The organism is Stenotrophomonas sp. TEPEL, from assembly GCF_004348785.1.
GTDB lineage: Bacteria > Pseudomonadota > Gammaproteobacteria > Xanthomonadales > Xanthomonadaceae > Stenotrophomonas > Stenotrophomonas indicatrix.
On record NZ_QQXJ01000001.1, the window covers coordinates 2,729,485 to 2,754,220 of the forward strand.

Consider the following 24,736-nt stretch of genomic DNA (forward strand, 5'->3'; position numbering starts at 1 on the left):
CACCGCACCGCGTATTTCTGGGCCAGGCGCAGGCCGGGCAGGGTCTTGCGGGTATCAAGGATGCGCGTACCTGTGCCTTCCACCGCAGCCACGTAGCGGGCCGTGGTGGTGGCGGTGCCGGTGGCTTCGTAGCCCTGGACGGAACGCATGAAATCGAGCCCCGGATTGGCAGCGCCATCCAGCGTCGAGCGCAGCGTGGACGTCAACTCCATCGTATGCGCCTGGTCGTTGGTACAGCCAAAATGACCGGCCATGCGGATCTCACGCTGCAGCGTATCCATTGCGAAACGGCTGTTCTCCTGCACGCGGGCAAGACCCTCGGACAGTTGATAGGCGGTGCGCGAAGCAGAGAACACCTGCACCACGGCCAACAGGATAATCAGGCCGATGACCAGCGAGATCATCAGCTCGATCAGCGACAGGCCGTGCATGCGTCGGGGGAAGGGACTGACGCGGCTCACAGGCGGGTACTCGCGGTGAAGGTGGTGTCGACCGCATCTGCCTTCCAGCGTTCGTCGCCCCAAGTGACCTGAACCGAATACAGGTTGCCGTTGCGGGTGACCGAGGCTTTGCTCTCCGCGCCCAGCGATTTACCCAGCCGGCAGCGCCAGTCGGTCATGTAGGTATCCTTGGCGATGGCCGTGCCGGTAGGTGGTGCGCACTTGGTGGTTGTTGCGGTGTAATCACCTACGTACAGCGGCGCTGCCACGCGGTTGGCACGGATCTGGTCCAGCAGTTCGTAGCTGAGATTGGTGGCTTGGGTGCGGAAATTCGCGCTCTGCACGTAGCGGACGTTCATTGTCTGCAGCAGCGCGAAGCCCAGCAGGCCGAAGCCCAGCACGAGGATCGCGATCAGCACTTCGATCAGGGTGAAACCCTGCTGCGTGCGCCCGGAAAAACGACGGCGTTGATGCGCTGCGCGTGTCACTTGCAGGCCTCCTTCTGCAGGCGGGTCTGCCCGGTAAGCGAAATGGTCAACCGCCGCTGCAGCGGTTGGCTGCCGCAGTCGCTCGGACGCAGAGTGATGTCCTGCGCGGTTACGGCGCGGCTGCGGCCACGGGGATCGAAGGCTATGGTAAGGGCTTGGTCGCTGACGCCCTGCATCTTCGTCCGCGCCTCTGCGTAGCGCAGCACGACCTCACCGGCATCGAAGCTGCCGTTGCCATTGGCATCATTCCAGACCATCCAGCCGTCGGCCCAGGTCTTGCCATCGCAACTGGTGCCGGCCGTGGAAGCACATACACCGCCGCCGTGTGTCCCACGGATGGCTTCCGAGCGCGCCAACGCCAGGGAGGCCATCAACTCGTTGCTGGTGGTGGCCATGCGATTGGAGCGGATCGTGCCCTGGAAGCTTGGATAGGCAATGGTGCTCAGGATCGCCAGCACGGCAATCGTGACCATCAACTCGACCAGCGTGAAGCCATTGGACCGACGCAAAGACATTGGACGCTCCCCAGCGTGTTGGTGGCCACGATGGGCCATCGCCCTGCCACCGGCAAGCGGCGGCAGGATGAACGGTCAATCCGGGGCGACGGGCGTCAAAGCCTTGACGACCCCTGCCCTGTCGGCCGCCCGTGGCGGGGGTCGGAGCCCGATGGGATCCGACCCCGGGCCGATCAGGCCAGCACCTGGTAGCAGGGCTGGTATTCGCCGGAGATCTTCATCCGGCGCTGCTCGACGAAGGCACGCAACAGCGCGTCCAGGGCCTGCATCATGTCGGGGTCGCCATGGATCTGGAACGGCCCGAACTCCTCGATGCGGCGCATGCCGTCTTCCTTCACGTTGCCGGCAACGATGCCCGAGAAAGCCCGGCGCAGGTCGGCTGCCAGCGCGTGCGGCGCACGCCCGTGGTGCAGGTCCAGCGCCGCCATCGCTTCGTGGGTCGGCACGAACGGCTGCTGGTATTCCCACGGAATCTCGATGGACCAGTTGAAGAAGAATGAATCCTTCTGCGCCAGGCGATGCTCACGCACGCGCTTGATGCCGGCCGACATCTTCTTGGCCACCGCCACCGGGTCGCCGATGACGATTTCGTAGCGCTCGGCCGCGGCGTCGCCCAGGGTCAGGCGGATGAAGCGGTCGATCTGCTCGAAGTACGGCGCAGCGACGGTCGGGCCGGTCAGGATCAGCGGGAACGGCAGGTCCTTGTTCTCCTCGCGCAGCAGGATGCCGAGCAGGTACAGGATCTCTTCGGCGGTACCCACGCCACCGGCGAACACGATGATGCCGTGGCCGATGCGGACGAAGGCCTCAAGGCGCTTCTCGATGTCCGGCATGATCACCAGGTGGTTGACGATCGGGTTCGGCGACTCGGCGGCGATGATGCCCGGCTCGGTCAGGCCGATGTAGCGCGTCACGGTCCGGCGCTGCTTGGCGTGGGCGATGGTGGCGCCCTTCATCGGGCCCTTCATCGCGCCCGGGCCACAGCCGGTGCAGATATCCAGGCCACGCAGGCCCAGCTCGTAACCGACCTGCTTGGTATACAGGTATTCGTCGCGTGAGATCGAGTGACCACCCCAGCAGACCACCAGGTTCGGGTCACCCGGGTTGAGGATGCGCGCATTGCGCAGCAGCCCGAACACCGCATTGGTGATGCCCTCGGACGACTCCAGCTCGGCCGCGTAGGCCGGGCCCATCTCGATCGCCATGTAGGCCAGGTCGCGGACCACGGCGAACAGCAGTTCGGCCACGCCGCGGATGATCTCGCCATCGACGAACGCCATCGCCGGCGCATTGGCCAGGTCGATGCGCACGCCGCGATCCTGCTGTGCGACCTGGATATCGAAATCGGGGTAAAGATCGCGCGCGGCGCGCGGATCATCGGAGGCACTGCCACTGGTCAGCACGGCCAGCGCGCAGCGGCGCAGCAGCTCGTGCATGCCACCACTGGAGGCGTCGCGCAGGCGCGCAACCTCGGCCCGCGACAGCACATCCAGGCCACCACGCGGGTAGATCCGCGCGTCCTGCACCGGCAGCGTCCGCGCTGCCTTTTCATTCGTTGTCATATCCACTTTTCTGCTTCCTTTAAGGTGTCCGACTGTACTGCCGCCCCCTTAAAAAGCAAAACGGCCGGGAAGCCCGACCGTTGGATGGGTGCGTCCCGCGTTCGCCGCTCCGGGACCGCTTCGGCGGCATCTGCGCCGCGCACGTGTCTGGATGCTACGCCGATGCACCACCTCCCGCAAGGACTTTCGCCTGAACGGAAAACGGCCGGGTTTCCCCGGCCGTTTCCGTATGCAGCAACTACGTCAGTTCATCAGAACTGGTAGCGGAAGCCCAGCTGCACCGACCACTGCGAGACACCGACGTCAAAGCCATCTGCGTCGTTGTTTGCCACTGCCGGCAGGTCAGCACCGCGGAAGTTGTACACGTACTTGCCGTCCTTCATGCCCTGCAGGGTGGCCACACGCGCATCGGCGAAGAAGCCGTAGTCGTAGATGTTGCCCCACTTCTTGTTCAGCATGTTGCCGACGTTCTGGATGTCCACCCACACTTCCGACTTGTGACCCTTCATGAAGCCCGGCAGCTGCTGGCTGATGCGGATGTCGAAGGTGTTGATCCAGCCGGTACGGAACTGGTTGGCCGGAGCGTAGCTACCCGCGTACTTGGCCAGCTGCGGGTTGGCAGCCAGCCACTCGTAGAACGACTTCTCCATTGCCGCATCGGGGGTGAAGGTGGTGCCCACCAGGTTTCCGAACAGCACGTCGCCCGGATTCGGCACGTAGAACAGGTCGTTTGCGGAACGGCTGTCGCCGTTGGCATCGTTGACGTACACGTAGCTGTACGGACGGCCGCTGCGGCCTTCGTACACCAGACCGACCTTGGTTTCGTAGTCGCCGAAGAACTTGTGCTTCCAGTTCAGCGAGCCCGACAGGCGGTCACGGATCTGGTAGCGGGAGGTGTTCTCGGTTTCGCTGTTGGCGTTGAAGGCGTACTGGTAACCCCAACCCGAGCTGGCGGTGGAGCTGGTCAGCGAGCCCACTTCGGTGGCGTCGGTGTAGGTGTAGCCGATGTTCCAGGACCAGTCGCTGGCTTCCGACCAAGGCTTGCTCAACGACACAGTGAACTGCGAAGTGCGGCCCTTGTCGGTGTTGGCGATCTCGTACACCGAGTCGTAGGCGCCATTACGCCCGGCACGGGCGTCGCTGTTGCTCCACAGGCTGCCGTTGCGCGCCGTTGCGTAGTAGAGCTCACGGCCGTCCGGGCCCAGCTGTTGCACCGGACCCAGGTTCAGGTTCTTGTAGTACAGCGCGTCCTTGACCTTGGTTACCAGCAGCTCGGCCGAAGCCACGATGCCGTACCACGGGGTCTCATGGTCGAAGGCCAGGTTGGCCTTGTACACCGACGGCATGTTGAAGTCGCTGCCGACGAAGTTGACGTTCTGACGGTTCGAGCCCGGGGTGGTCGGGACCGGCTGGCTGTCCTTGTTCGGGTTGAACGGCAGCGTCGGGTCGTTACGCGTGTAGGCGTAGACCGAGTTGTTGAAGCCGGTCGCCGAGTAGCTGTTGCTCAGCCACACCTGCGGTGCATCACCCTGGAACAGGCCCACGCCACCGCGCAGCTGGGTCGGGCGCTCGCTGTCGAAGGTGTAGTTGAAACCGAAGCGCGGCTGGATCAGGAACTTGTTGCTCAGCACATCGCTGTTGTTGCGACCGAAGAACGTCGACGCCGCAGCGTTGTAGGCCGGCGCCGGGCTGGTGTCAGCACGATCGCCACGCACGCCCAGGGTCAGGGTCAGGTTGTTGTTGACATACCAGGTGTCCTGCACGAACAGGGCCAGGTTGCTGAACTTGTAGTCAGCCGGAATCGAGCCCGGGGTGCGCTCCGGGTTGTAGTTGTAGCTGCTCCAACGGCCAGCGGCGAAGTTGTCCAGACCGTAGAAGGTGTAGGCACCCCACGAGTTGGCGCCGAAGTAGTTGTAGATGTCGTTGGTGTCGTACGACGCACCGAACTTGACGTCGTGGTCGCCCAGGGTCCAGGTACCGGCGGCGTAGTAGTTCCACGCCTTGGTTTCCAGGATGTTGTTCTGCGAGTTGACTTCGGTACCCAAGTACAGCGAGTCACCCGACGGCGAAGCCTGGCTGCCGCCGAAGAAGATGCGGATGCTCGGCGCGTCGGTGGACACGTTGCGGATCGCCGAGTACTCGCGGTACGAGGCCTTCAGTTCGGTCGAGAAGTTCGAGGTCCAGTCGCTGAACAGCTGGGCGACGTAGCTCTCGTTGGTCTTGTCATGCTGGTACCAGTACGAGCTCAGCGAGGCAGAGCTGGTGGTCATGCCGTTGATGCGCAGCTTGCTCTGGTCGATCTTGCTGTAACGGATGTTGGCACGGTGGTTTTCGCTGATGTTCCAGTCCAGCTTCAGCGCGTACTCTTCCATCTCCGTGTCGCCGTTGCTTTCCAGGCCACCGGCGTTGATGCCGTAGCCCTGCGCGATCTGCTGCGCGCGGGTCACGTCGGCCAGAGTGAACTGCGGGTTGGCCTTGCCCAGTGCGGTGCCGCTCAGGTCGGCGCCCGGGGCGGCCTGCTTGAACTTTTCGTAGTTGGCGAAGAAGAACAGCTTGTCCTTGACGATCGGGCCGCCCAGGGTCATGCCATAGGTTTCTTCCTTGGTGAAGCCCTTGAACGGCTGACCTTCCGGGTTGTCACCGAACCAGTCGCCATCACGGTAGGTGCCGTACACCGAACCGTGGAATTCATTGGTGCCCGACTTGGTCACCGCGTTGACGGTGGCACCGGCGGCGGCAGCGATGCTGACGTCGTAGTTGGACAAGTTGATGTCCAGCGCTTCGATGGCTTCCATGGCGACCGGCTGGCGGCGGGTCGGCATGTTGTTGCCTTCCAGGCCGAAGGTGTCGCTGGCCGAGACGCCGTCGATGTTAATCGAGTTGAAGCGCGGGTTCTGGCCGCCGGCCGAGATCGAGCCCGAGGCGCGATCGATGAAGGTCACGCGCGGATCCAGACGCATCAGATCCTGGATGTTGCCGCCGATGGACGGCGCAACTTCGATCTGCTGCTGGCTGATGTTGGTGCCCGAACCCATCTTGGTGGCGCTGAACACTTCCGAGCCGCCGCCGACAGCGGTGACCTGCACGGTGTCCAGGTTGGTCGCGGCGAGGTCGCCGGCCAGGGTGGCGTTGATGGTGCCGGTCTGGTTCACGCCCAGGTAGACGCCATCTTCGGTCTTGGTGCCTTCACCCGGCTTGGTGATGGTGATCGAGTACGGACCACCCACGCGCAGGCCGCGCGCGTTGTAACGACCCGCCGCATCGGTCGTGGCACGCGAAACGGTGCCCGACTCGGTGTGGGTGATGGTGACTTCAGCACCGGCGACGGGCTGGCCGGCGCGGGACACGACCTGGCCGCCGACACCGGCAGAGGTGCTCTGGGCGAAGGCGGGAGCGGCGGCGAGCGCAGCCACGAGACCAAGGGTGAGCTTGGACATCCGGAGTGGGTGGGTCATTTTTCGGTAGCCTCGATGCGAGTTGGGCGATGGCGGAAAAAAGCGCATCCAAGCAGCCTTGCGGGTGGCTGACTGGACATTTATCTGGGGTTCCCTACCGTGAACGGCAGCTGCCGCAACGGTTAACACTAGATTAACACGCTACGCCCTGAATGTGACGGTTGTGCGACAAACGGCACCGGATCGCAACGCTATCGTGACGGAACCTTCATTCCGCTTTACGAACGCCTTCACCCGCCGATGGCGGATTGCCCGCATCGAGCACCTGTCCACGCCATGCCAGCCCAGCGGCGGACAACAGGGTCACGGCCGCTGCAGCGGCGGCCTCGGGGCCGCATGCGGCCGGATCCTGGTCGATCGAATAGGCCCGCGCCCGCAGGGCGGTACGCAAGGGGCCGGGATACAGGCCACTGACCCGCACCGGGCTGCGGGCCAGCTCGTCATGCAGGCTGCCGATCAGCCCGCGCAGGCCGTGCTGGGCGGCACCGTAGCCGCCCCAATATGCCTGCCCTACCCGTTCGGGGGCATCGACGGTGAACACCAGCGCCGCATCTTCACGCTGGCGCAGCAACGGCAGGCAGGCCTGGGCCAGCCAGGCCGGAGCGGTCAGGGTGACGTGCACGGCGCGGGCAAAGCTGGCGGGGTCGGCGAGCTCGAACGGGGTCAGGCCGGGAAAATGCGCTGCACAGACCAGCAGGCCATCAAGGCGCCCCAGCTCCTGCGCCACCGCCTGGGCCAGTTCGGCATAATCGTCGGGACCGGCACCTTCCAGGTCCAACGGGTACAGCAGGGGCTCCGGCCCGACCGCCTGCACCTGAGCGTAGACCCGGTTCAGCCTTCGTGGCTTGCGCCCCAGCAGGACCACGGTCGCCCCCGCCTCAGCGGCCGCAACAGCGGCAGCGCTGCCGAGCCCGCCACCCGCACCGGCAATGAGCACCACACGGTCCTGCAACGGGCGGCCATCGAGCGCCCCGTGTGCCGGTGACGTCGATGGCCAGGCGCTCATCCCTGCGCGGCCTCTTCGACGATGCGCTTGAGCTCGCCGGCTTCGAACAGTTCCATGACGATGTCGCAGCCGCCGATCAACTCACCGTTGATGAACAGCTGCGGGAAGGTGGGCAGATTGGAGAAGCGCGGCAGATTGGCGCGGATCTCCGGCTCTTCCAGCACATTGACCGTGCGCAGTGCGACGGCGCCTGCGGCCATCAGCGCCTGCACGGCGCGGCTGGAATAGCCGCACATGGGGTATTGCGGGGTGCCCTTCATGAACAGCACGAGCGGGTAACGATCCACCTCGGCCTGGATTTGCTGCATTACCGCCACACCTCACTCCTTGCTTCGCCGGACGAACCAACCGCGATGGTCGGCTAGACTGCCCACGGTAGCTGCCATTGTAAGCCGATGGTACCGGCTGCCGCCGCCCCCTGGCCACGAACCTGTCCATGCCCGTCGAACTGCCCGCCCTGCCCTACCTGCCCTCGTCCCTGCAGCCGCACCTGTCGGCACAGACCGTGGAACTGCATCACGGCCGCCACCATCGCGCCTACATCGAGGCGGTCAATGCCGCCATTGTCGGCAGCGAATGGGAGGAATCCACACTGGAGGACATTGTCCGCCACGCCCAGGGCGCGCTGTTCGATGCCGCCGCCCAGGCGTGGAACCACGGCTTCTACTGGCAATGCCTGCGCCCGCGCGGCGGCGGCGAGCCGCAGGGCCGCCTGGGCGAACTGGTCAAGCGCCAGTTCGGCGACGGCCAGCGTCTGCGCGAAGAGTTCAATCGAACCGCGCTGGGCCTGTTCGGCTCCGGCTGGGTGTGGCTGGTGCAGCACCCCGGCGGGCAGCTCGGCCTGCAGGCCACCCGCAATGCGGGTACGCCGCTGACCGGCGACAGCACGCCGCTGCTCTGCTGCGATGTCTGGGAACACGCGTACTACACCGACTACCAGAATGATCGTGCACGCTATCTGGAAGCATTCTGGCAACTGGTGAACTGGGAATTCGCCGAGAGCCAGCTGCGCTGAGATCGACGGGCATCCGCATTCTCCGGGCATGGCCGGCGCTCCCGGCATCACGGCGCGTCGTGGTGGATGCCCACCTTGGTGGGCCCTGCTCTGGTAGATGCCCACCTTGGTGGGCGTTGCCGGCCAGCGGCCGGCATCACCTTGGTCAACCGTTACGCAGCGCGTGCACCGCGGGGGCCACCTGGGCCTGGCGGTCGAGCTCCAGGCCTACCTGTTCCAGCGCATCGGCCAGCGCATCGGCATCATCATCGCGCAGGGTGGCGTGACCCACCTTGCGCCCGTCTCGCGATTCCTTGCCGTAATCGTGCCAATGGCCACTGGCCTGCTGCAGCACCGGCGTCGGATCGGGCATCGCCCCCAGCCAGTTCAGCATGCAGGCATGGCCGAGCATGCGGGTACTGCCCAGCGGCAGGCCGAGCACCGCACGCAGGTGGTTCTCGAACTGGGACGTCTCGCTGCCTTCGATCGTCCAGTGACCGGAGTTGTGCACGCGCGGGGCCATCTCGTTGGCCAGCAGTTCACCGTCGCGGCAGAACAGTTCCAGCGCGAACACACCCACGTACTGCAGGTGCTCGGCAACACGACGGGCGTAGCCGATCGCTGCTTCGTGCTCGGCAGCGGACAGCACCGCAGGTGCCACGCTGGCCGACAGCACGCCGTCGACATGCCAGTTGCCGGTGACCGGCCAGGCCTGGAAGCTGCCATCGCGGCCGCGCACGGCAACCACGCTGACCTCGCGCTGGAAAGCGACAAAGCCCTCGAGGATCAGCCCTGTGCGCTCGACCTGGGCACCCAACGCATCCCATGCCGCATCGATGTCCGCTTCGCTGCGCAGGCGGAACTGACCCTTGCCGTCGTAGCCCAGACGGCGGGTCTTGAGGATGCACGGCAGGCCGAATTCGGCGGCCTTGGCAGCCAGCTCGTCGCGGCTGCGGATATCGGCGAAGGCCGGCAGCGGAATGCCCAGCTGCTGGAACAGGGTCTTCTCGCTCAACCGGTCCTGGGCCACCGCCAGCGCCGACGGCGGCGGGTAGACCGGCACACGGTCGGCCAGCCATTGCGCGCTATCCGCCGGCACGTTCTCGAAATCGAAGGTGATCACATCGACTCTGGCGGCGAAGTCCGCCAGTGCCTGGCGATCATCGAAGGCACCCACGGTGAGCGGTGCCAGCGGGCCACTGCAGGCGTCGGCCGCCGGATCATACAGTTCGAAGCGCAGTCCCAGCGGCGCACCGGCCAGGACCATCATGCGGGCGAGCTGGCCGCCGCCGAGGATGCCGACGGTCAGGCTCATTGGCGCGGATCGTCGTGGGCCATCACGTCTTCGGTCTGGCGCGCGCGGAAGCTGTCCAGCGCCTGGCCGATGGCCGGCTGGTCGCTGGCCAGCATCGCGGCGGCGAACAGCGCGGCATTGGACGCGCCGGCATTGCCGATGGCGAAGGTGGCGACCGGGATGCCGGCCGGCATCTGCACGATCGACAGCAGCGAATCCATGCCGTTGAGGGCCTTGGACTGCACCGGCACGCCCAGCACCGGCACCGCGGTCTTGGCCGCGATCATACCCGGCAGATGCGCGGCACCGCCGGCGCCGGCAATGATCGCGCGCAGCCCGCGCGCAGCCGCCTGTTCGGCATAACTGAACAACACATCCGGCGTCCGATGGGCGGACACCACCTTCACTTCGAACGGAACACCCAGAGCTTCAAGCTTCTGGGCGGCGTGCTGCATGGTTTCCCAGTCGGAGCGGGAACCCATGACGATGCCGACAAGCGGCGCGATCGGGTTGGGGGTCATTGGCCGTCACCTGCCTTAAAGACGTATTCTAGCCATCTTCCACGCAAGACGAAGAACCATGGATCGCAAGCTGCTTGACCTGCTGGTGTCGCCCGACACCCGCCAGCCCCTGTCCCTGCTGGATGGCAAGGGCCTGGAAGCCCTCAACCGGGCAATCGCCGCCGGTTCCGTCAACCGCGCCGATGGCAACCCGCTGGCGCAGCCGCTGCGCGAAGCCCTGGTCACCCGCGACCGCAAGCAGGTGTTCCGCGTCGACGACGGCATCCCGGTGCTGCTGGCCGAAGAAGCCATCCCGACCGCACAGATCGCCGACTTCCCGTCCGCATGAGCGCGCTGCCGACGCCGGATCCAGCCGTCGTCGCGGCCGATGTCGCCCGCGCGTTGGCCGAGGACCTGGGCAGCGGTGACGTCACCGCCGCCCTGCTGCCCGACCAGCCCGACAGCGCCTACCTGCTGTGCAAGCAGGATGCGGTGATCGCGGGCCGCGCGTGGTTCGATGCCACCCATCGCGCACTCGATGCGGATGTGCAGATCGAGTGGCGGGTGGCCGAAGGCGACAGCGTCAGCGCCGGCACCGTGCTGGCCCTGCTGCATGGGCGCAGCCGCAGCCTGGTAAGCGCCGAACGCACCTCGCTGAATTTCCTGCAGACCCTGTCCGGCACCGCCACCACCACGGCCCGCTACGTGGCTGCGGTGGAAGGCACAGGTACGCGCATCCTTGATACCCGCAAGACCCTGCCCGGCCTGCGCCTGGCCCAGAAATACGCGGTGCGGTGCGGCGGCGGCGACAACCACCGCTTCGGCCTGTACGACACGGTGATGCTGAAGGAGAACCACATCCGCGCGGCCGGTTCACTGGCTGCCGCTGTGTCGGCCGCCCGCCAGCAATGGCCACAGCTGCCGCTGGTGGTCGAGGTCGAGGACCTGGAACAGCTGCGGCAGGCGCTGGAAGCCGGCTGTGAACGCATCCTCCTGGACGACTTCAGCCCGGAACTGCGGCGCGAAGCGGTGCGCATCACCGAAGGCCGCATTCCACTGGAGGTGTCCGGCAGCGTCGGCCTCGGCGGCCTGCGCTCGATCGCCGAAGATGGGGTGGACTGCATTTCCATCGGCGGCCTGACCAAACACGTACAGGCAATCGACCTGTCGCTGAAACTGGGTCCGCCACCGGGTTGAGGGTGGATTCGCGGATCGTGATGTTGCCGGCCAACGGCCGGCACTACCGTTCTCACACCCGGCGTTCACAACGGCGCTGCGACGCTGCGGCCATCCCCCACAGGAGCCGCGCATGCGCCGGATGCTCTTGCCTGCCTGCCTGCTGCTGGCCGCGACGCCTTTCTCGGCCGCCGCTGTCGAAGCCTGCGATGTACCACCGCGTTTCGGCCTGAGCCCATTGGCGGTCGCCATCCGCAACACCACCTGCAACGAGCATCGGCTCTGGTATCGCCCCTTCATCGACCGTGACGGCCGCGCCGCCAGCCTCAGTGTCACCGAGGCCGAAGGCGATCATCTGGCCGACAACGGCCTGATCGCCTGGCAACGGGTCATCAGCTACTGGCGCGAAAGCGGCACGCTCAACGCGCTGGGCAGCCAGCCCGGCGCCAGCAGCTGCCTGGGGCCGCTGGGCACGCGTTACACCGACAGCGATTGCCGCGCCTTCCTGATCGACAATCCTTGGTCGGCGGCCTTCATTTCCTGGGTGATGGTGCGCGCCGGCGTACCCGGCTTCAATACTTCCCCACGCCATATCGACTACATCCGCGCCGCCTACCAGGCAGGCCCTTCCGGCGTGCCCTACCGCCTTGTGGACCCGGCCACCGCCAAGCCTGCGCCTGGCGATCTGCTGTGCTTCCTGCGCGACCGCAGCAGCACGCTCAGTTACAGCGGATTGGTGCAGGCGCTGGGCAACGGCTCGGTCGGCCATTGGAAGTCGCATTGCGAAGTGGTGGTGGCGGCCAACCTCGGTGGCGACCAGACGCTCTACCTGGTGGGCGGCAATGTCATGAACACCGTGGCAATGCGCCTGCTGCAACTGGATCGCACCGGCACGATCAAGCTGCCGCCGCCGCGCGAGCGCGACACCACCGGCATCGACCCGACCTGCACACCGGGCCGTGAGGACGAATGCAGCTTCAACCGGCAGGATTGGGCGGCGCTGCTGCAGTTGAATGCCACTGCGCCGCGGGTCGCACCGCTTCCAACAGTGATTCCCGCTGCACCGTCACCGGTGCCGCCGCAGCCGGCAACAGAGCCTGGCAGCAATCGCTGAGCAGATGCCGCTTGATCCGGTCGCCATTCGTCGCCATCTTTGGCGGATCGACACCTGACGGCTGATGCCATGCCCACCCTGCTGTTCCTGCTGATTGCCGGCGGTATCGTCTACTTCTTCTGGAACGCAGCACGTTCGGCCGCCGAACGTGCGATCGAGCTGGGCCGCAACGCCTGCCGTGCCGCCGATGTGCAGTGGCTGGACCAGGCGGTGCACGCCACGGGCCTGCGCCTGTCGCGCGGGGAAGACGGACGGCTCGGCTTCGAACGCACCTTCAAATTCGAGTATTCCTACGACGGCATCGATCGCCATGTCGGCCGCATGGTACTGCGCGGCGATCAGCTGGTTTCCTTCACCGGCCCGGGCGCGGCGCGGATCAGCCAGATCCGTGCGGACAACGAAGATGCCGAGGATGTGTAGGGCCTGAGGGTGGGCCGACCAACGGTCGGCCCCCACCATTACTTGACCACGCGCAGGGTCGGACGGCCCTTGGGCGGCGGACCAGCGGGCGGCGTGTCGTCCGGCGGCGCCTGCTCATCGTCGTGCAGCAGCTCATCACTGGCCGGCGCCGGCTCGCCACCGGGAATGTCATCCGGCAGGGCCATGCCCTGCCCGGTTTCGCGGGCATATACCGCCAGTACGGCGCTGATCGGCACCTGCACCGGATAGCTGGTGCCGGAGAAGCGCGCCGAGAAGCTCACCGACTCGTTGTCGATCACCAGCCGTACCACCGCGCGTTCGGCGATGTTGAGCACCACCCGGCCATCCTTGATGGCTGAAGGCGGAACCTGCACGCCGGGAACGCCGGCGTCGACCAGGATGTGCGGCGTCAGCTGGTTGTCATTGATCCATTCCACCAGTGCCCGCAACAGGTACGGTCGGTGGCTGGTCATGTGGAAGAAGTCTTCGGTCATGCGTGAAGTGTAGCGCCCGACGCCCCGGCCGGGGCGGATCGTCTGCACGCCGGTCGGCGTGCAGACGGGAAAGCGGGTGGCGGATCAGCCCGGCAGATCGCGCAGCTTCTTTTCCTGCTCGGTCAGGCTGCGGACGAAACCGGGGTGGCGGAAGATCCGGTTGCCGTAGTCCTCGATCGCCTTGCCGTCCTTCGGCAGCGGTACATCCAGCGACTGCAGGCGCCAGATGATCGGCGCCATCGCGCAGTCGGCCAGGCTCATTTCCGGGTTGAGGAAGAACTTGCTCGCCTTGAACAACGGCAGCGAGGCCGTCAACAGTTCCTTCAGCCGCTTTCGCCCTGCCTCGGCCTGGGTCTTGTTGCCCAGCTGGATCGCCTGCACCTGCGGCACCCAGTCGTGTTCGATACGCAGCATGGCCAGGCGGATCCGCGCGCGCGACAGCGGATCGACCGGCATCAGCGGCGGATGCGGATAGCGCTCGTCCAGATACTCGCTGACCACCGACGCGGCATACAGCACCAGCTCGCGCTCGACCAGGGTCGGCACCGAGTGGTACGGATTGAGATCGATCAGGTCTTCCGGCGGGTTCTGTGGATCGACCGGTACGAAGTCGAAACTCACGCCCTTGGCCGCCAGCACCAGGCGCACACGGTGGCACAGTACATCGTCGTTCGAGGAAAACAGCGTCAGTGTATTGCGCATGCGTACGCTCGCCGCCATCAAAGGCTCTCCTACGACAGGAGACCGCCTGCCGCATCGGCGCCGTCAGCACCGTGCTGACGGTCGACTCCTCCCCGAGTGTGCAACCGACCATCACAAAAGCCAATAGGCCCATTGCGATGGCTGGCCCTGGATCAGTGCACGTCCTTCCAGTATTCCTTCTTCAACAGGTACACCAGGAAGGTCAGCAGGGCCAGGAACAGGATCACCCAGACACCGAGCTGCTGCCGCTTCAGCGCGGCCGGCTCGCCGGCATATTCAAGGAAGTTGGTGATGTCGCGAACGGCCTGGTCGTACTGCGCCGCATCGACCGAACCCGGGCTTTCGATGCGCAGGCCCGTCACCGGCGGGTCCATGCCCGCCGCTTCGGCCTTGCCATGCACCGCATGCTGCAGGCCCTGCATCTCCCACAACGGATTGGGCATGGATGCGTTGGCAAACAGCGCATTGTTCCAGCCGAGCGGGCGGCTGCTGTCCAGGTAGAACGACTTCAGGTAGGTGTAGATCCAGTCGCTGCCGCGCACCCGGGAAATCAGGCTCAGGTCCGGCGGCATCTTGCCGAACCACTTTTCGGCCTGCTCCTTGGGCATCGCCACGGGCACCGGATCGCCGATCGCCGAGCCGGTGAAGTTGAGGTTGTTCATCACCTCTTCCTCGCTCAGCCCCAGGTCCTCGCCCATCCGCGAATAGCGCAGGTACTTCAGTGCATGACAGCCACTGCAGTAGTTCATGTACAGCTGGGCGCCACGCTGCAGCGACGCCCGGTCACCCAGATCGTTGCCAGCCTGCAGCAGCTTGGTGCCGCCCTCGGCGGCCATGGCCAGGGTACTGCCCAGCATCAGGGCGGCCGCCAGGGCCAGCCGGACCATCCAGCGCTCAGTCATGCGTGGTCACCCTTTCCGGTACCGGCTTGGTCTTGTCCAGCCTTGTCCATATCGGCATGGTGATGAAGAAGGCGAAGTACAGGAAGGTCAGCACCCGCCCGACATACGTCTCGTGTGCATCGGTGCCCGGGCCGGAGCCGATCACGCCGAGCCAGACGAAGCACACTGCAAACACCCCCAGCAGCACCCGCGAGAGCACGCCGCGGTAACGGTAGGACTTGACCTTGGCCCGGTCCAGCCAGGGCACCAGGAACAGGATGGCGATGGCCGAGAACATCACGATCACGCCACCCAGCTTGTTCGGCACCACCCGCAACATCGCGTAGTACGGCGTGTAGTACCAGACCGGCTTGATGTGCTCGGGGGTGACCAGGCGATTGGCTTCGGTGAAGTTGTCGTGTTCCAGGAACAGGCCACCGAAGGCCGGTGCGAAGAAGATGATGAAGGCGGCGATGATCAGCAGGAAGCCCGCGCCGACGCCATCCTTGAGCGTGTAGTAGGGATGGAACGGAATGCCGTCGGTCGGCGCGTTCGGTGACCAGCGGTTGCCCTTCGGGCCCTTCTTGATCTCCACGCCATCGGGATTGTTCGATCCCACTTCATGCAGCGCGCCCAGGTGCAGCACCACCAGCAGCAGCAGGACCAGCGGCAGCGCGATCACATGCAGCGCGAAGAACCGGTTGAGCGTGGCGTCGCTGGGCAGGTAATCGCCCATGATCCATTCGGTCAGGCCGTTGCCGATCACCGGAATGGCGCCGAACAGCGAGATGATCACCTTGGCGCCCCAGAACGACATCTGGCCCCACGGCAGCACGTAGCCCATGAAGGCTTCGGCCATCAGCACCAGATAGATCAGCATGCCCAGGATCCACACCAGTTCGCGTGGCTTCTGGTAGCTGCCGTACAGCAGCCCGCGGAACATGTGCAGGTAGACCACGATGAAGAACAGCGAGGCACCGGTGGAGTGCATGTAGCGGATCAGCCAGCCCCACTCCACGTCACGCATGATGTACTCGATGGAGGCGAATGCTTCGGCGGCATTCGTCTTGTAGTGCATGGTCAGGAAGATGCCGGTGACGATCTGGTTGACCAGCACCAGCAGCGCCAGCGAGCCGAAGTAGTACCAGATGTTGAAGTTCTTCGGCGCGTAGTATTCGCTGACGTGCTTGCGGTAGATCGGCATCAACCCCGGCGCGCGGGCATTGACCCAGTCGGCCACGCCGGTAGCGGTACGGCTGAGGATGTTGGACATCAGGCAGCCCCCTGCGGATCGACACCGATGATGATGGTGTTGTCGTCCTGGTAGTGGTGCGCGGGCACCTTCAGGTTGATGGGTGCGGGCACGTCCTTGAAGACGCGGCCGGACATGTCGAAGCGCGACTTGTGGCAGGGGCAGAAATAGCCGCCCTTCCATTGCGGATCGTAGGGCTCGGGGCGGATTTCACCGACCATTTCCGGCGAACAGCCCAGGTGCGTGCAGAGACCGACCAGCACCGAGATCTCGGGCTTGATCGAACGCAGCTCCGGGTTCTGCTTGAGCACGTATTCCGGCTGCTGGTCCTTCTCGCCGGACTCGGGGTCCTTCAAGCGGCCATCCAGCCCATGCAGCGCGTCAAGGATCGCCTTGGACCGTTTGACGATCCAGATCGGCTGGCCACGCCACTCCACGATCAGGCGTTGGCCTTCCTGCAGGGCGCTGATATCGGCCACCACCGGTGCGCCGGCAAGCTTGGCGCGGGCACTGGGGTTCCAGGATTTTATGAAAGGAACTGCGGTGAATCCGACGCCGACGGCGCCCACCACGGCTGTGGTGGCAGTAAGAAAACGCCGACGTCCGGTGTTGACTGGATCGTGTACCCCATCGTTGGCCATCCGGCACTCCGATATTGATTAGGTAGCTTTAAGGCTGCCAGCGGTTCCGGTGGGGGCCAGAGCCGCATTGAATCTCGGTCGAGTGTAGCGGAACCGTCGCGCGCCACACAACGCATTGCAACAACATAGTTTGCGGGATTGCCGGCCAACGGCCGGCGCCTACTGCTTGGTCAGGGCCGTGCGATAGCGCTCGGCCAACTGGCCGACCCGGCGCACGTAGTACTGGGTCTCGCTGTAGGGGGGCACGCCGCGATGGCGATCGACCGCGCCCTCGCCCGCGTTGTAGCCGGCGGCGGCCAGGGTCAGATCTCCATTGAAACGCTTCAACAGCCACGCCAGATACTGCACACCGCCACGGATGTTCTGCCCCGCGTCGTAGGAATCGCTGACGCCGAAGCGCGCGGCGGTGGGCGGCATCAGCTGCATCAGGCCTTGGGCGCCGGCACGGCTGAGTGCGGTCGGGTTGTAGGCCGACTCGGCATGGATGATCGCGCGTACCACGGCCTCTTCCACGCCGAATTCGCGTGCAGCCGAGGTGATCTCGCTCTGGAAGGCCGTGGTGTTCAGGCGCACGCTGCCGAAATCGACGCGCGGATTGACCCCGCAGGCGTAGCAACGCTCCATGAAGCTGTAGCGGATCGTCCGCACCGGGCCGAGGTTGGCCACCTGGGTCGGGCGTGCGCTGGTGTAGTGGCGCACCCCGTCCTGCATGTACGAATAGACCTGTCCGCTGACCATCCTGCCGCCGCGAGGGCTGGCCGACGTAGCGGCCGCTGAGGGTGCCGGGGTCGTTGCGACAGCAGCACTGGCCGCAGCGGCGGCAACCGCAACCGGATTGCGCTCGGCGCTGGCCACCACTGCAGCAGGTGCCGCAGGTGCTGGTAGCGGCGCCGGCACCGGCGTGGCAACGGGAGCGCGCGCTGCCCTGCCCGCGCTGCGGGTGTAGCTGATGGTGCTGCATTGGGCACCGGCCACCCGCTTGCTGACATAGCTGGTGACACCGTCGGCGCCGAGGCACTTGTACAGGGTGCCGGCGCTGGCCGGCGCAGCGGTCAGCGCAGCGATGATGATCGCCGTTGTCCCCAGTCTCCCCTTCATGGCCGCGAGTGTCCCAGCTTCGCTGCAGCTTGCCAAGGGCGCTGGCTCAGACCGTGACGGCGGGCACGGCCAGGACCTGGCCGAGCCCGGCCAGGCGCTGGGCCAGCTCCTCGCGCAGCTCGGCCGGGGTGGTCCACACCGCCACCGGCAGGCGATCCAGGCTGAGGATCTGCGCCAGCATCATGCCGCGGCTTTCCGCGCCCATCCGCAACAGGCAATGTTCTGGCCCGTCGGCCTCCAGCACACCGCACCAGGGCGGAATGCGCCCGGTCAGCTCCGCTTCGCTGCCGGCCAGGCGCAGGACGGCCTGCAGCGCGAACGGTGCCTGGCTGACTGCCTGCCGCACCATCACATCCGGCGGCGCCGGAGTGCGCCGATGCAGGCCGGGCTCGGGCAGATGCCGCACCGCGCCCATCCGGTCGACGCGCAGCGTGCGCCAATCCTGCCGGCCCAGATCCCAAGCCAGCAGATACCAGCGCCGCCCGTAGTTGACCAAGTGCTGGGCCTCGACTTCCCGTTGCGTCACCGCGTCCTGCGCGCTGCGGTACTCAAAGGCCAGCCGCGCGGCCTGCCGGCAATGCTGGGCCAGTCGCCCGAGCAGGCGCGCATCGGTGGACGGCAGGTCGGACAGGGTTGCGGTGGCGGCATGTACTTCGCCGGCCTGCTGGCGGCGACGCGCCGGCACCAGCGGATCGAGCTTGGACAGCAGGCCGCGTGCGGTGTCGTCGATACCGGACACCGTAGCCGACGCCGCGCGCAGGGCAATCGCCAGTGTGGTGGCTTCTTCCTCATCCAGCAGCATCGGCAGCACAGGTGCACCGGCGCCCAGCCGGTAGCCGCCACCTACACCGGCCGAGGCCTGTACCGGATACCCCAGCTCACGCAGGCGCTCGACATCGCGGCGGATGCTGCGCCGGTCCACGCCCATGCGCTCGGCCAGCTCGGCGCCGGACCAGTGACGGCGGGCCTGCAGCAGCGAGATCAGGCGAAGCAGGCGATGGGCGGTATGGCGCATGACGGATCGCGGACAGAAGTCGTCCGCAATTGTGCCCCAGCATGGGCCCCACTTCACCACCACCTGCAGGGAGCAATGCCATGACGTCACGCCAGATCACCCTCTACCACGCCGCCCGTTCACGCTCGAGCGGCGCTGTCGCCCTGCTCGAAGCACTGGGCGCCGACTACCGCATGCAGGTGCTGGACCTGAAGGCCGGTGCCAACCTGGCCCCGGCCTATCTGGCGATCAACCCGATGGGCAAGGTGCCGGCCATCGTGCACAACGGCGCCCTGGTAACCGAGCAGGTGGCGATCTACCTGTACCTGGCCGACCTCTACCCGGAAGCCGGGCTGGCGCCGCCGATCGGCGACGCCCTGCGCGGCCCTTACCTGCGCTGGATGGCCTTTTATGGCGCCTGTTTCGAGCCGGCGATGATCGACAAGGCCATGCATCGCGAGCCGCCGCCGCGCCTGATGTCGCCCTACAACGACGCCGATACGGTGCTGCAGGTGATCGAAGCGCAGCTCGCGCAGGGACCGTACCTGCTGGGCGAGGTGATGAGTGCGGCCGACGTGCTGTGGGGCAATGCGTTGGCATGGACCAGTGCGTTCGGCCTGGTGCAGCCAGCACCGGCGACGGCCGCCTACATCGATCGGATGAGCGCGATGACCGCGTTTGATCGCTCGCGGCAGATTGATGCGGAGCTGATCGCGGCGTAAGCGCACTCGCCGGGTACGGCCCGGCGCTACCGGACGGGACGGGATGCAGGTAGCGCGGGGCCATGCCCCGCGAGCGCGCAGCGTGGCGTCGCTGGCGTTGCGCCGGGCGCACGCCCTGGGATGCGGGTAGAATCGCCCCCTTTCCCGCCACCCGACTGGATTAAGCGCCATGAACGGGACGCCAGACGTCTTTCCGCCCGCCGCCCAGGGCGGCACCCCGCTCGTTGCCCTGCCCTCTGGTCCGCGCAAGCCTGACCAGGTGAAGGGCAAGCTGTACATCAAGACCCACGGTTGCCAGATGAACGAGTACGACTCGGCCAAGATGGCCGACGTGCTCGCCGCCAGCGATGGCCTGGAACTGACCGATCGCCCGGAGGACGCCGACGTCATCCTGGTCAATACCTGCTCGATCCGCGAAAAAGCGCAGGAGAAGGTGTTCAGCCAGCTGGGCATCTGGAAGAGCCTGAAGAACCAGGGCCGCGAGGTCATCATCGGCGTAGGCGGTTGCGTGGCGTCGCAGGAAGGCGAGGCGATCATCAAGCGTGCGCCGTTCGTCGACCTGGTGTTCGGCCCGCAGACGCTGCACCGCCTGCCGGAACTGATCCGCGCCCGTCGCGAGCAGCAGCGCCCGCAGGTGGACATCAGCTTCCCGGAAATCGAGAAGTTCGATCGCATGCCGGAGCCGCGTGCGGAAGGGGCCTCAGCGTTCGTGTCGATCATGGAAGGCTGCTCCAAGTACTGTTCGTTCTGCGTGGTGCCCTACACGCGTGGTACCGAGGTCAGCCGCCCGTTCGAGGACGTGGTGGTGGAAGTGGCACAGCTTGCGGCACAGGGCGTGCGCGAAATCAATCTGCTCGGGCAGAACGTCAACGCCTACCGTGGTCCCTATGGTGACGGCGAGCTCGCCGACCTGGGCCTGCTGATCCGCACCATCGCCGAGATCGACGGCATCGGCCGCATCCGCTTCACCACATCGCATCCGCTGGAGTTCAGCGATTCGCTGATCGACGCGTTCCGCGACGTGCCGCAGCTGGCCAACTTCCTGCACCTGCCGGTGCAGGCCGGCAGCGACCGCGTGCTGTCTGCGATGAAGCGCGGCTACACCGCACTGGAATTCAAGTCGAAGATCCGCAAGCTGCGCGCGGTGCGCCCGGACATCTCGATCAGTTCGGACTTCATCGTCGGTTTCCCCGGCGAGACGGATGCTGATTTCGAGAAGACCATGAAGCTGATCGAGGATATCGGCTTCGACCACAGCTTCTCCTTCATCTATTCGCGTCGCCCGGGCACGCCGGCTGCAGACCTGGAAGACACGATCAGCGACGCGGAAAAGCATGCGCGCCTGTCGCGGCTGCAGGAACGGATCAACGCGCATGCCGCGCAGATCTCCGAAAAGATGGTCGGCAGCGTACAGACCGTGCTGGTGGAAGGCCCTTCGCGCAAGAACCCGAACGAACTGACTGGCAAGACCGAGAACATGCGTTCGGTGAACTTCCCGGCGCACCCGCGCCTGATCGGCCAGTTCGTGGATGTGGTGATCACGGAAGCGATGGCCAACTCGCTGCGCGGGCGCGTGGTGACGGAATAAGGTGTGCCGACCAACGGTCGGCACCTACCGGGGTGGATGCCGACCGTTGGTCGGCATGCTTCAATCCAGGCGCTTGCGGAAGCGCAGGATGGCCAGGGTCATCATCGCCACGATGAACACCAGCAGCGCCAGCGCGTCCGGCCACAGTTCCCACAGCGAAGCCCCGCGCAGCATGATGCCGCGTACCAGGCGCAGGAAATGGGTCAGCGGCAATACTTCAGCCAGCCACTGCACCGGCCGGGGCATGCCGGCGAACGGGAACATGAAGCCCGACAGCAGGATGGAGGGCAGGAACAGGAACAGGGTCATCTGCATGGCCTGGAACTGCGAACGCGCCCGCGTTGAAATCAACAGGCCCAGCGCCAGGTTGGCCAGCACCAGCAGCACGGCGGCCAGATAGACATCAACCAGGCTGCCGCGGATCGGGACCTCGAACAACCACGTGCCCAGCAGCAGCACCAGTGTGGTCTGCAGCAGACCGATCGCCGCGTAGGGCAATACCTTGCCCACCATCAGTTCGCTGCGCGATACCGGCGTGGCGATCAGCAACTCCATGTTGCCGCGTTCGCGCTCGCGTACCACCGCCACTGCAGTGAACATCACCAGGGTCATGGTCAGGATCACCCCGATCAGGCCGGGCACGATGTTCACCGCTGACCGTCGTTGCGGATTGTAGAAGCTGATGACGCTTACCGGCCCGCTGGCAATACTGCCCTCGCGCAGCGGCCGTGTGTTGCTGGTCGGCCGCGTGTCCAGCGGCACCTGCGCCAACTGGATCGCCGCGCTCTGCACCACCGTGTCGCTGCCGTCGACCAGCACCTGCACCGCTTCGCGGCCTTCGTAGCGGCGTCGTTCGAAATCGGCGGCAATCACGATGCCCACGCTGATCCGGCCCCGTCGCAACGCTTCCATCAATTGATCGGGCGTATAGGCCTGCGCGCGCGGGGCGATCACACCGGTGGCGACCATGTCCTGCACCAGCGCGCGCGACGCCGCACTGTTGGCCTGGTCGGCGATGCCGGCATCCAGATGCCGCAGGTTGAGGTTGATCGCATAGCCGAACAGCAGCAGCTGCATCACCGGGATGCCGATGATCATCGCCAGGGTGATCCGGTCGCGGCGCAGCTGGCGCAGCTCCTTGAGCATGATCGCCCACAGCCGTCGCAGGCTCATGCCGCCGGCTCCCGGCCGCGGCCACGGGTAGCGGCAACGAAGACGTCTTCCAGGTTGGGCGCCACCGGTTCGATGCTGGCCTGCGGATCGGCGGTGGCAAGGGCCTGCGCCAGCACGGCGGTATCGGCCGCGCCCTCGCTGCACAGCACACGCAGCTCGGTGCCGATCTGCGCCACGCTGAGCACGCCCGGCAGCGCCGCCAGCGCGCGGCTGGCCTGCCGGGGTTGCGCGGTGGTGACAGCCAGGGTGCGGCCCTGCAGCTGCGCGCACAGTTCGGCCGGCGTGCCATCGGCTACCAGGGCACCGCGATCAAGGATCGCCAGCCGGTGGCAGCGTTCGGCCTCGTCCATGTAGTGGGTGGACACCAGCACCGTGGTACCGGCATCGGCGAGTTCGAACAGCGCTTCCCAGAAATCGCGACGCGACTCGGGATCGACCGCACTGGTCGGCTCATCCAGGAACAGCAGTTCCGGCGCATGGATCACCGCACCGGCCAGCGCCAGCCGCTGCTTCTGCCCCCCACTGAGGGTGCCGGCCAACTGCACCTGGCGATCCTGCAGGCGGTACTGCTGCAGCAGCGCATCGACCCGTTGCCGCGCCTGCGCGCGTGGCAGATCCTGGATGGCGGCAAGGAATTCCAGGTTCTCCCGCACCGACAGATCTTCGTATAACGAAAAGCGCTGGGTCATGTAGCCGATGCGGCGGCGCAACGACTCGGCCTGCGCCGGGATCGCCAGGCCCAGCACGTCGATCTCGCCCGCGCTCGGCTCAAGCAGCCCGCACAGCATGCGGATGGTGGTCGATTTGCCCGAGCCGTTCGGGCCGAGGAAGCCGTATACCTGCCCACGCGGCACCTGCAGATCGACATTGTCCACCGCCAGCAGGTCGCCGAAACGGCGGCTCAGGCCCCGCGCACGCACGGCGATGTCATCGACCGGATTCAGAAGCGCACCTGCACCGGCAGCCCGGCGGGCAGCGCCTGCATGTCGGCACTGTCGTCGATCTCGATCTCGGCCAGGTAGCTCAGCCGCGAGACGTCATCACCGGTCAACGCGTAATAGGGGGTAAAGGAAGGTTCGCTGCGGATCGACCGCACATGCCCTTTCAGTACGGTGTTGGCGCCGTCCAGCTGCACCAGCGCCGCCTGCCCGACCTTCACCTGCAGGCGCAACGGCTGCGGCAGGTACACGCGCGCATACGGCCGTTCGCCCACCAGCATCACCACCAACGGTGCACCGATCGGTGCCTGGTCGCCTTGCCTGTAGGGCAACGCATCGACCACGCCATCGCGCGGCGCGCGCAGCTGCAGTTTCTGCAGGTTGACGGCCTGCACGACCTGCTGTGCCTGTGTCGCCCTGGAGGCGGCCTGGCCCTGGGCGATGTCCTCACGACGGTTGCCGCGCTGCAGCTGCAGCCACGCCTGTTCGGCAGCGCGCACGCTGGCCACGGCGTTGTCGGCGGCCGCTCGCGCCCGGTCCAGATCAGCGGCAGCCACCAACCGCTGGCGGGCCAGCGGTTGCACCCGGCGGTAGTACGCGGTGGCTTCCGCCGCCTGCGCGCGCAGCGCGGTGAGCTGTGCCTGCGCCTGGGCGATCTGCTCCGGACGCGGTCCCACCTGCAGTTCCTCGAGCTGTGCCTGCGCGCGGGCCGTTTCGGCCTGTGCGGCCTCGAGCTGGGCTGCGCCACGGGCAGGATCCAGGCGCATCAGCAGCGCGCCCGCCTTGACCGCCTGCCCCTCGCGCACGTCAACGGTACTGATCACTTCAGCCGCCGGTGCGGGCACGCTGATCCGGTCCCATTCAAGCGTACCCAGTGCTGCTGGTGGTGCTTCGCCGCACCCCGCCAGCAGGCAGCTGCCCAGCAACCCCAACCTGCGCACCCACGTGACCACGGCCATGCGCCACCTCCTGCGATGGCGCCACGGTGCCATGCTCCCTGTGCACCCGCAATGATCCAGATCAGCGCTGGCCAATAATTGATCAGTTGCTGCCAACGCCACTGCCGCAAGGCTCGCTGCCACCTATCCACAGGTTCGTGGCAACACCGTCCACACCGCATGTGGAAAATCCTGCAGGCACTGGCACAATTTTCACCACGGCATCATCTTCCTTGTGGCACAAGCCCTGCGAAGGTCTATCCACAGGTTTCTTCGGCGCCGGTCCACACCCGGTGTGGAGAACTGTCGTCATGCCGGCTTGCGCGTTACCCTTGTCGTCCCTGACGCCAT

At 66.1% G+C, this 24,736-nt stretch carries 26 protein-coding genes; 7 read left to right on the forward strand and 19 right to left on the reverse strand.

The annotated features are described in order from the left end of the window. The 7 genes from TEP_RS19940 to grxD all read right to left on the reverse strand — a co-directional run. The coding region (locus TEP_RS19940) for a prepilin-type N-terminal cleavage/methylation domain-containing protein (protein ID WP_132826528.1) at positions 1-431 on the reverse strand (431 nt) is incomplete at its 3' end. A 26-nt stretch (positions 432-457) separates the two neighbouring features. Further along, positions 458-928, reverse strand: a complete 471-nt coding sequence (gene pilV / locus TEP_RS12410; protein ID WP_132825469.1) for a type IV pilus modification protein PilV — start codon at positions 926-928, stop codon at positions 458-460. Further along, positions 925-1,443, reverse strand: coding sequence for a Tfp pilus assembly protein FimT/FimU (locus TEP_RS12415; RefSeq protein ID WP_132825470.1), 519 nt, complete (start codon positions 1,441-1,443; stop codon positions 925-927). The genes pilV and TEP_RS12415 overlap by 4 nt, the downstream gene beginning before the upstream one ends. A 173-nt stretch (positions 1,444-1,616) precedes the next feature. Then, positions 1,617-3,005, reverse strand: coding sequence for a nucleotide 5'-monophosphate nucleosidase PpnN (gene ppnN, locus TEP_RS12420; RefSeq protein ID WP_025875258.1), 1,389 nt, complete (start codon positions 3,003-3,005; stop codon positions 1,617-1,619). A 251-nt stretch (positions 3,006-3,256) separates the two neighbouring features. Beyond that, the gene (locus TEP_RS12425) at positions 3,257-6,460 is read right to left on the reverse strand and encodes a carboxypeptidase regulatory-like domain-containing protein (RefSeq protein WP_240790699.1); all 3,204 of its coding nucleotides are present in this window, start codon (positions 6,458-6,460) and stop codon (positions 3,257-3,259) included. Between the two features lie 208 nt (positions 6,461-6,668). Further along, positions 6,669-7,466, reverse strand: coding sequence for an SDR family NAD(P)-dependent oxidoreductase (locus TEP_RS12430; RefSeq protein ID WP_132825471.1), 798 nt, complete (start codon positions 7,464-7,466; stop codon positions 6,669-6,671). Next, entirely contained in the window at positions 7,463-7,783 is a 321-nt protein-coding gene (gene grxD / locus TEP_RS12435; RefSeq protein WP_025875264.1) for a Grx4 family monothiol glutaredoxin, read from the reverse strand. The genes TEP_RS12430 and grxD overlap by 4 nt, the downstream gene beginning before the upstream one ends. A 119-nt stretch (positions 7,784-7,902) precedes the next feature. On the opposite strand from grxD, the gene TEP_RS12440 reads away from it, so the two are divergent. Next, positions 7,903-8,481, forward strand: coding sequence for a superoxide dismutase (locus TEP_RS12440; protein WP_132825472.1), 579 nt, complete (start codon positions 7,903-7,905; stop codon positions 8,479-8,481). Positions 8,482-8,626: 145 nt separating this feature from the next. On the opposite strand, the gene TEP_RS12445 is transcribed toward TEP_RS12440, so the two are convergent. Then, positions 8,627-9,775 carry a 5-(carboxyamino)imidazole ribonucleotide synthase gene (locus tag TEP_RS12445; protein WP_132825473.1) on the reverse strand — a complete coding sequence of 383 codons (1,149 nt, stop codon included), beginning with the start codon at positions 9,773-9,775 and terminating at the stop codon, positions 8,627-8,629. Beyond that, entirely contained in the window at positions 9,772-10,275 is a 504-nt protein-coding gene (gene purE / locus TEP_RS12450; RefSeq protein WP_132825474.1) for a 5-(carboxyamino)imidazole ribonucleotide mutase, read from the reverse strand. The genes TEP_RS12445 and purE overlap by 4 nt, the downstream gene beginning before the upstream one ends. A 58-nt stretch (positions 10,276-10,333) precedes the next feature. Between purE and TEP_RS12455 the strand changes: the two genes are divergently transcribed. The 4 genes from TEP_RS12455 to TEP_RS12470 all read left to right on the forward strand — a co-directional run bounded on the left by TEP_RS12455 (position 10,334) and on the right by TEP_RS12470 (position 12,964). Further along, on the forward strand, positions 10,334-10,603 hold the full coding sequence (locus TEP_RS12455; protein WP_132825475.1) for a Trm112 family protein: 270 nt from the start codon (positions 10,334-10,336) through the stop codon (positions 10,601-10,603). Further along, positions 10,600-11,451 (forward strand): carboxylating nicotinate-nucleotide diphosphorylase, encoded by an 852-nt coding sequence (gene nadC / locus TEP_RS12460; RefSeq protein WP_032975701.1) that lies wholly within the window; start codon positions 10,600-10,602, stop codon positions 11,449-11,451. The genes TEP_RS12455 and nadC overlap by 4 nt, the downstream gene beginning before the upstream one ends. Before the next feature lie 112 nt (positions 11,452-11,563). Beyond that, on the forward strand, positions 11,564-12,544 hold the full coding sequence (locus TEP_RS12465) for a DUF2272 domain-containing protein (RefSeq protein WP_132825476.1): 981 nt from the start codon (positions 11,564-11,566) through the stop codon (positions 12,542-12,544). Between the two features lie 69 nt (positions 12,545-12,613). Further along, positions 12,614-12,964, forward strand: coding sequence for a DUF3301 domain-containing protein (locus TEP_RS12470; RefSeq protein WP_099820025.1), 351 nt, complete (start codon positions 12,614-12,616; stop codon positions 12,962-12,964). Positions 12,965-13,002: 38 nt separating this feature from the next. On the opposite strand, the gene TEP_RS12475 is transcribed toward TEP_RS12470, so the two are convergent. From TEP_RS12475 to TEP_RS12505, 7 genes are all read right to left on the reverse strand, one after another. Further along, on the reverse strand, positions 13,003-13,458 hold the full coding sequence (locus TEP_RS12475; RefSeq protein ID WP_100436050.1) for a ClpXP protease specificity-enhancing factor: 456 nt from the start codon (positions 13,456-13,458) through the stop codon (positions 13,003-13,005). A gap of 84 nt (positions 13,459-13,542) precedes the next feature. Next, complete coding sequence (locus TEP_RS12480; RefSeq protein WP_049466972.1) at positions 13,543-14,178, reverse strand: glutathione S-transferase N-terminal domain-containing protein; 636 nt, start codon at positions 14,176-14,178, stop codon at positions 13,543-13,545. Positions 14,179-14,312: 134 nt separating this feature from the next. After that, positions 14,313-15,062, reverse strand: a complete 750-nt coding sequence (locus TEP_RS12485) for a cytochrome c1 (protein WP_025875282.1) — start codon at positions 15,060-15,062, stop codon at positions 14,313-14,315. Beyond that, the gene (locus TEP_RS12490; RefSeq protein ID WP_132825477.1) at positions 15,055-16,314 is read right to left on the reverse strand and encodes a cytochrome bc complex cytochrome b subunit; all 1,260 of its coding nucleotides are present in this window, start codon (positions 16,312-16,314) and stop codon (positions 15,055-15,057) included. Before TEP_RS12490 ends, TEP_RS12485 begins: the two co-directional genes overlap by 8 nt. Beyond that, positions 16,314-16,934, reverse strand: a complete 621-nt coding sequence (gene petA, locus TEP_RS12495; RefSeq protein WP_025875286.1) for a ubiquinol-cytochrome c reductase iron-sulfur subunit — start codon at positions 16,932-16,934, stop codon at positions 16,314-16,316. Before petA ends, TEP_RS12490 begins: the two co-directional genes overlap by 1 nt. Before the next feature lie 159 nt (positions 16,935-17,093). Further along, complete coding sequence (locus TEP_RS12500; RefSeq protein WP_132825478.1) at positions 17,094-18,032, reverse strand: lytic transglycosylase domain-containing protein; 939 nt, start codon at positions 18,030-18,032, stop codon at positions 17,094-17,096. Positions 18,033-18,078: 46 nt separating this feature from the next. Then, positions 18,079-19,047 (reverse strand): WYL domain-containing protein, encoded by a 969-nt coding sequence (locus TEP_RS12505; protein ID WP_132825479.1) that lies wholly within the window; start codon positions 19,045-19,047, stop codon positions 18,079-18,081. Between the two features lie 80 nt (positions 19,048-19,127). Here TEP_RS12505 and TEP_RS12510 point away from each other — a divergent pair, with 80 nt between their 5' ends. Then, a complete protein-coding gene (locus tag TEP_RS12510; RefSeq protein ID WP_099842221.1) occupies positions 19,128-19,748 on the forward strand; it encodes a glutathione S-transferase in 621 nt (206 codons plus the stop codon). 169 nt (positions 19,749-19,917) lie between these two features. Beyond that, a complete protein-coding gene (gene miaB / locus TEP_RS12515) occupies positions 19,918-21,336 on the forward strand; it encodes a tRNA (N6-isopentenyl adenosine(37)-C2)-methylthiotransferase MiaB (protein WP_132825480.1) in 1,419 nt (472 codons plus the stop codon). A 60-nt stretch (positions 21,337-21,396) separates the two neighbouring features. Here miaB and TEP_RS12520 read toward each other — a convergent pair whose 3' ends face one another. The 3 genes from TEP_RS12520 to TEP_RS12530 are packed head-to-tail and all read right to left on the reverse strand — an operon-like array spanning position 21,397 to position 24,406. Further along, positions 21,397-22,509, reverse strand: a complete 1,113-nt coding sequence (locus tag TEP_RS12520; RefSeq protein ID WP_132825481.1) for an ABC transporter permease — start codon at positions 22,507-22,509, stop codon at positions 21,397-21,399. Continuing rightward, positions 22,506-23,429, reverse strand: coding sequence for an ABC transporter ATP-binding protein (locus TEP_RS12525; RefSeq protein ID WP_132825482.1), 924 nt, complete (start codon positions 23,427-23,429; stop codon positions 22,506-22,508). Before TEP_RS12525 ends, TEP_RS12520 begins: the two co-directional genes overlap by 4 nt. A 20-nt stretch (positions 23,430-23,449) precedes the next feature. Next, a complete protein-coding gene (locus TEP_RS12530; RefSeq protein ID WP_132825483.1) occupies positions 23,450-24,406 on the reverse strand; it encodes an HlyD family efflux transporter periplasmic adaptor subunit in 957 nt (318 codons plus the stop codon). Positions 24,407-24,736: the final 330 nt, after the last annotated feature.

Bases quoted from the DNA above. Each gene is read 5' to 3' on its own strand.
- TEP_RS12520 (WP_132825481.1), bottom strand. From the start codon at position 22,509: ATGAGCCTGCGACGGCTGTGGGCGATCATGCTCAAGGAGCTGCGCCAG.
- TEP_RS12465 (WP_132825476.1), top strand. From the start codon at position 11,564: ATGCGCCGGATGCTCTTGCCTGCCTGCCTGCTGCTGGCCGCGACGCCT.
- nadC (WP_032975701.1), top strand. From the start codon at position 10,600: ATGAGCGCGCTGCCGACGCCGGATCCAGCCGTCGTCGCGGCCGATGTC.
- TEP_RS12490 (WP_132825477.1), bottom strand. From the start codon at position 16,314: ATGTCCAACATCCTCAGCCGTACCGCTACCGGCGTGGCCGACTGGGTC.
- TEP_RS12530 (WP_132825483.1), bottom strand. From the start codon at position 24,406: ATGGCCGTGGTCACGTGGGTGCGCAGGTTGGGGTTGCTGGGCAGCTGC.
- TEP_RS12455 (WP_132825475.1), top strand. From the start codon at position 10,334: ATGGATCGCAAGCTGCTTGACCTGCTGGTGTCGCCCGACACCCGCCAG.
- TEP_RS12425 (WP_240790699.1), bottom strand. From the start codon at position 6,460: ATGACCCACCCACTCCGGATGTCCAAGCTCACCCTTGGTCTCGTGGCT.
- TEP_RS12475 (WP_100436050.1), bottom strand. From the start codon at position 13,458: ATGACCGAAGACTTCTTCCACATGACCAGCCACCGACCGTACCTGTTG.
- TEP_RS12430 (WP_132825471.1), bottom strand. From the start codon at position 7,466: ATGAGCGCCTGGCCATCGACGTCACCGGCACACGGGGCGCTCGATGGC.
- TEP_RS12485 (WP_025875282.1), bottom strand. From the start codon at position 15,062: ATGACTGAGCGCTGGATGGTCCGGCTGGCCCTGGCGGCCGCCCTGATG.
- TEP_RS12500 (WP_132825478.1), bottom strand. From the start codon at position 18,032: ATGAAGGGGAGACTGGGGACAACGGCGATCATCATCGCTGCGCTGACC.
- petA (WP_025875286.1), bottom strand. From the start codon at position 16,934: ATGGCCAACGATGGGGTACACGATCCAGTCAACACCGGACGTCGGCGT.
- TEP_RS12505 (WP_132825479.1), bottom strand. From the start codon at position 19,047: ATGCGCCATACCGCCCATCGCCTGCTTCGCCTGATCTCGCTGCTGCAG.
- TEP_RS12470 (WP_099820025.1), top strand. From the start codon at position 12,614: ATGCCCACCCTGCTGTTCCTGCTGATTGCCGGCGGTATCGTCTACTTC.
- TEP_RS12480 (WP_049466972.1), bottom strand. From the start codon at position 14,178: ATGGCGGCGAGCGTACGCATGCGCAATACACTGACGCTGTTTTCCTCG.
- TEP_RS12415 (WP_132825470.1), bottom strand. From the start codon at position 1,443: ATGTCTTTGCGTCGGTCCAATGGCTTCACGCTGGTCGAGTTGATGGTC.
- TEP_RS12510 (WP_099842221.1), top strand. From the start codon at position 19,128: ATGACGTCACGCCAGATCACCCTCTACCACGCCGCCCGTTCACGCTCG.
- purE (WP_132825474.1), bottom strand. From the start codon at position 10,275: ATGACCCCCAACCCGATCGCGCCGCTTGTCGGCATCGTCATGGGTTCC.
- TEP_RS12445 (WP_132825473.1), bottom strand. From the start codon at position 9,775: ATGAGCCTGACCGTCGGCATCCTCGGCGGCGGCCAGCTCGCCCGCATG.
- TEP_RS12440 (WP_132825472.1), top strand. From the start codon at position 7,903: ATGCCCGTCGAACTGCCCGCCCTGCCCTACCTGCCCTCGTCCCTGCAG.
- ppnN (WP_025875258.1), bottom strand. From the start codon at position 3,005: ATGACAACGAATGAAAAGGCAGCGCGGACGCTGCCGGTGCAGGACGCG.
- miaB (WP_132825480.1), top strand. From the start codon at position 19,918: ATGAACGGGACGCCAGACGTCTTTCCGCCCGCCGCCCAGGGCGGCACC.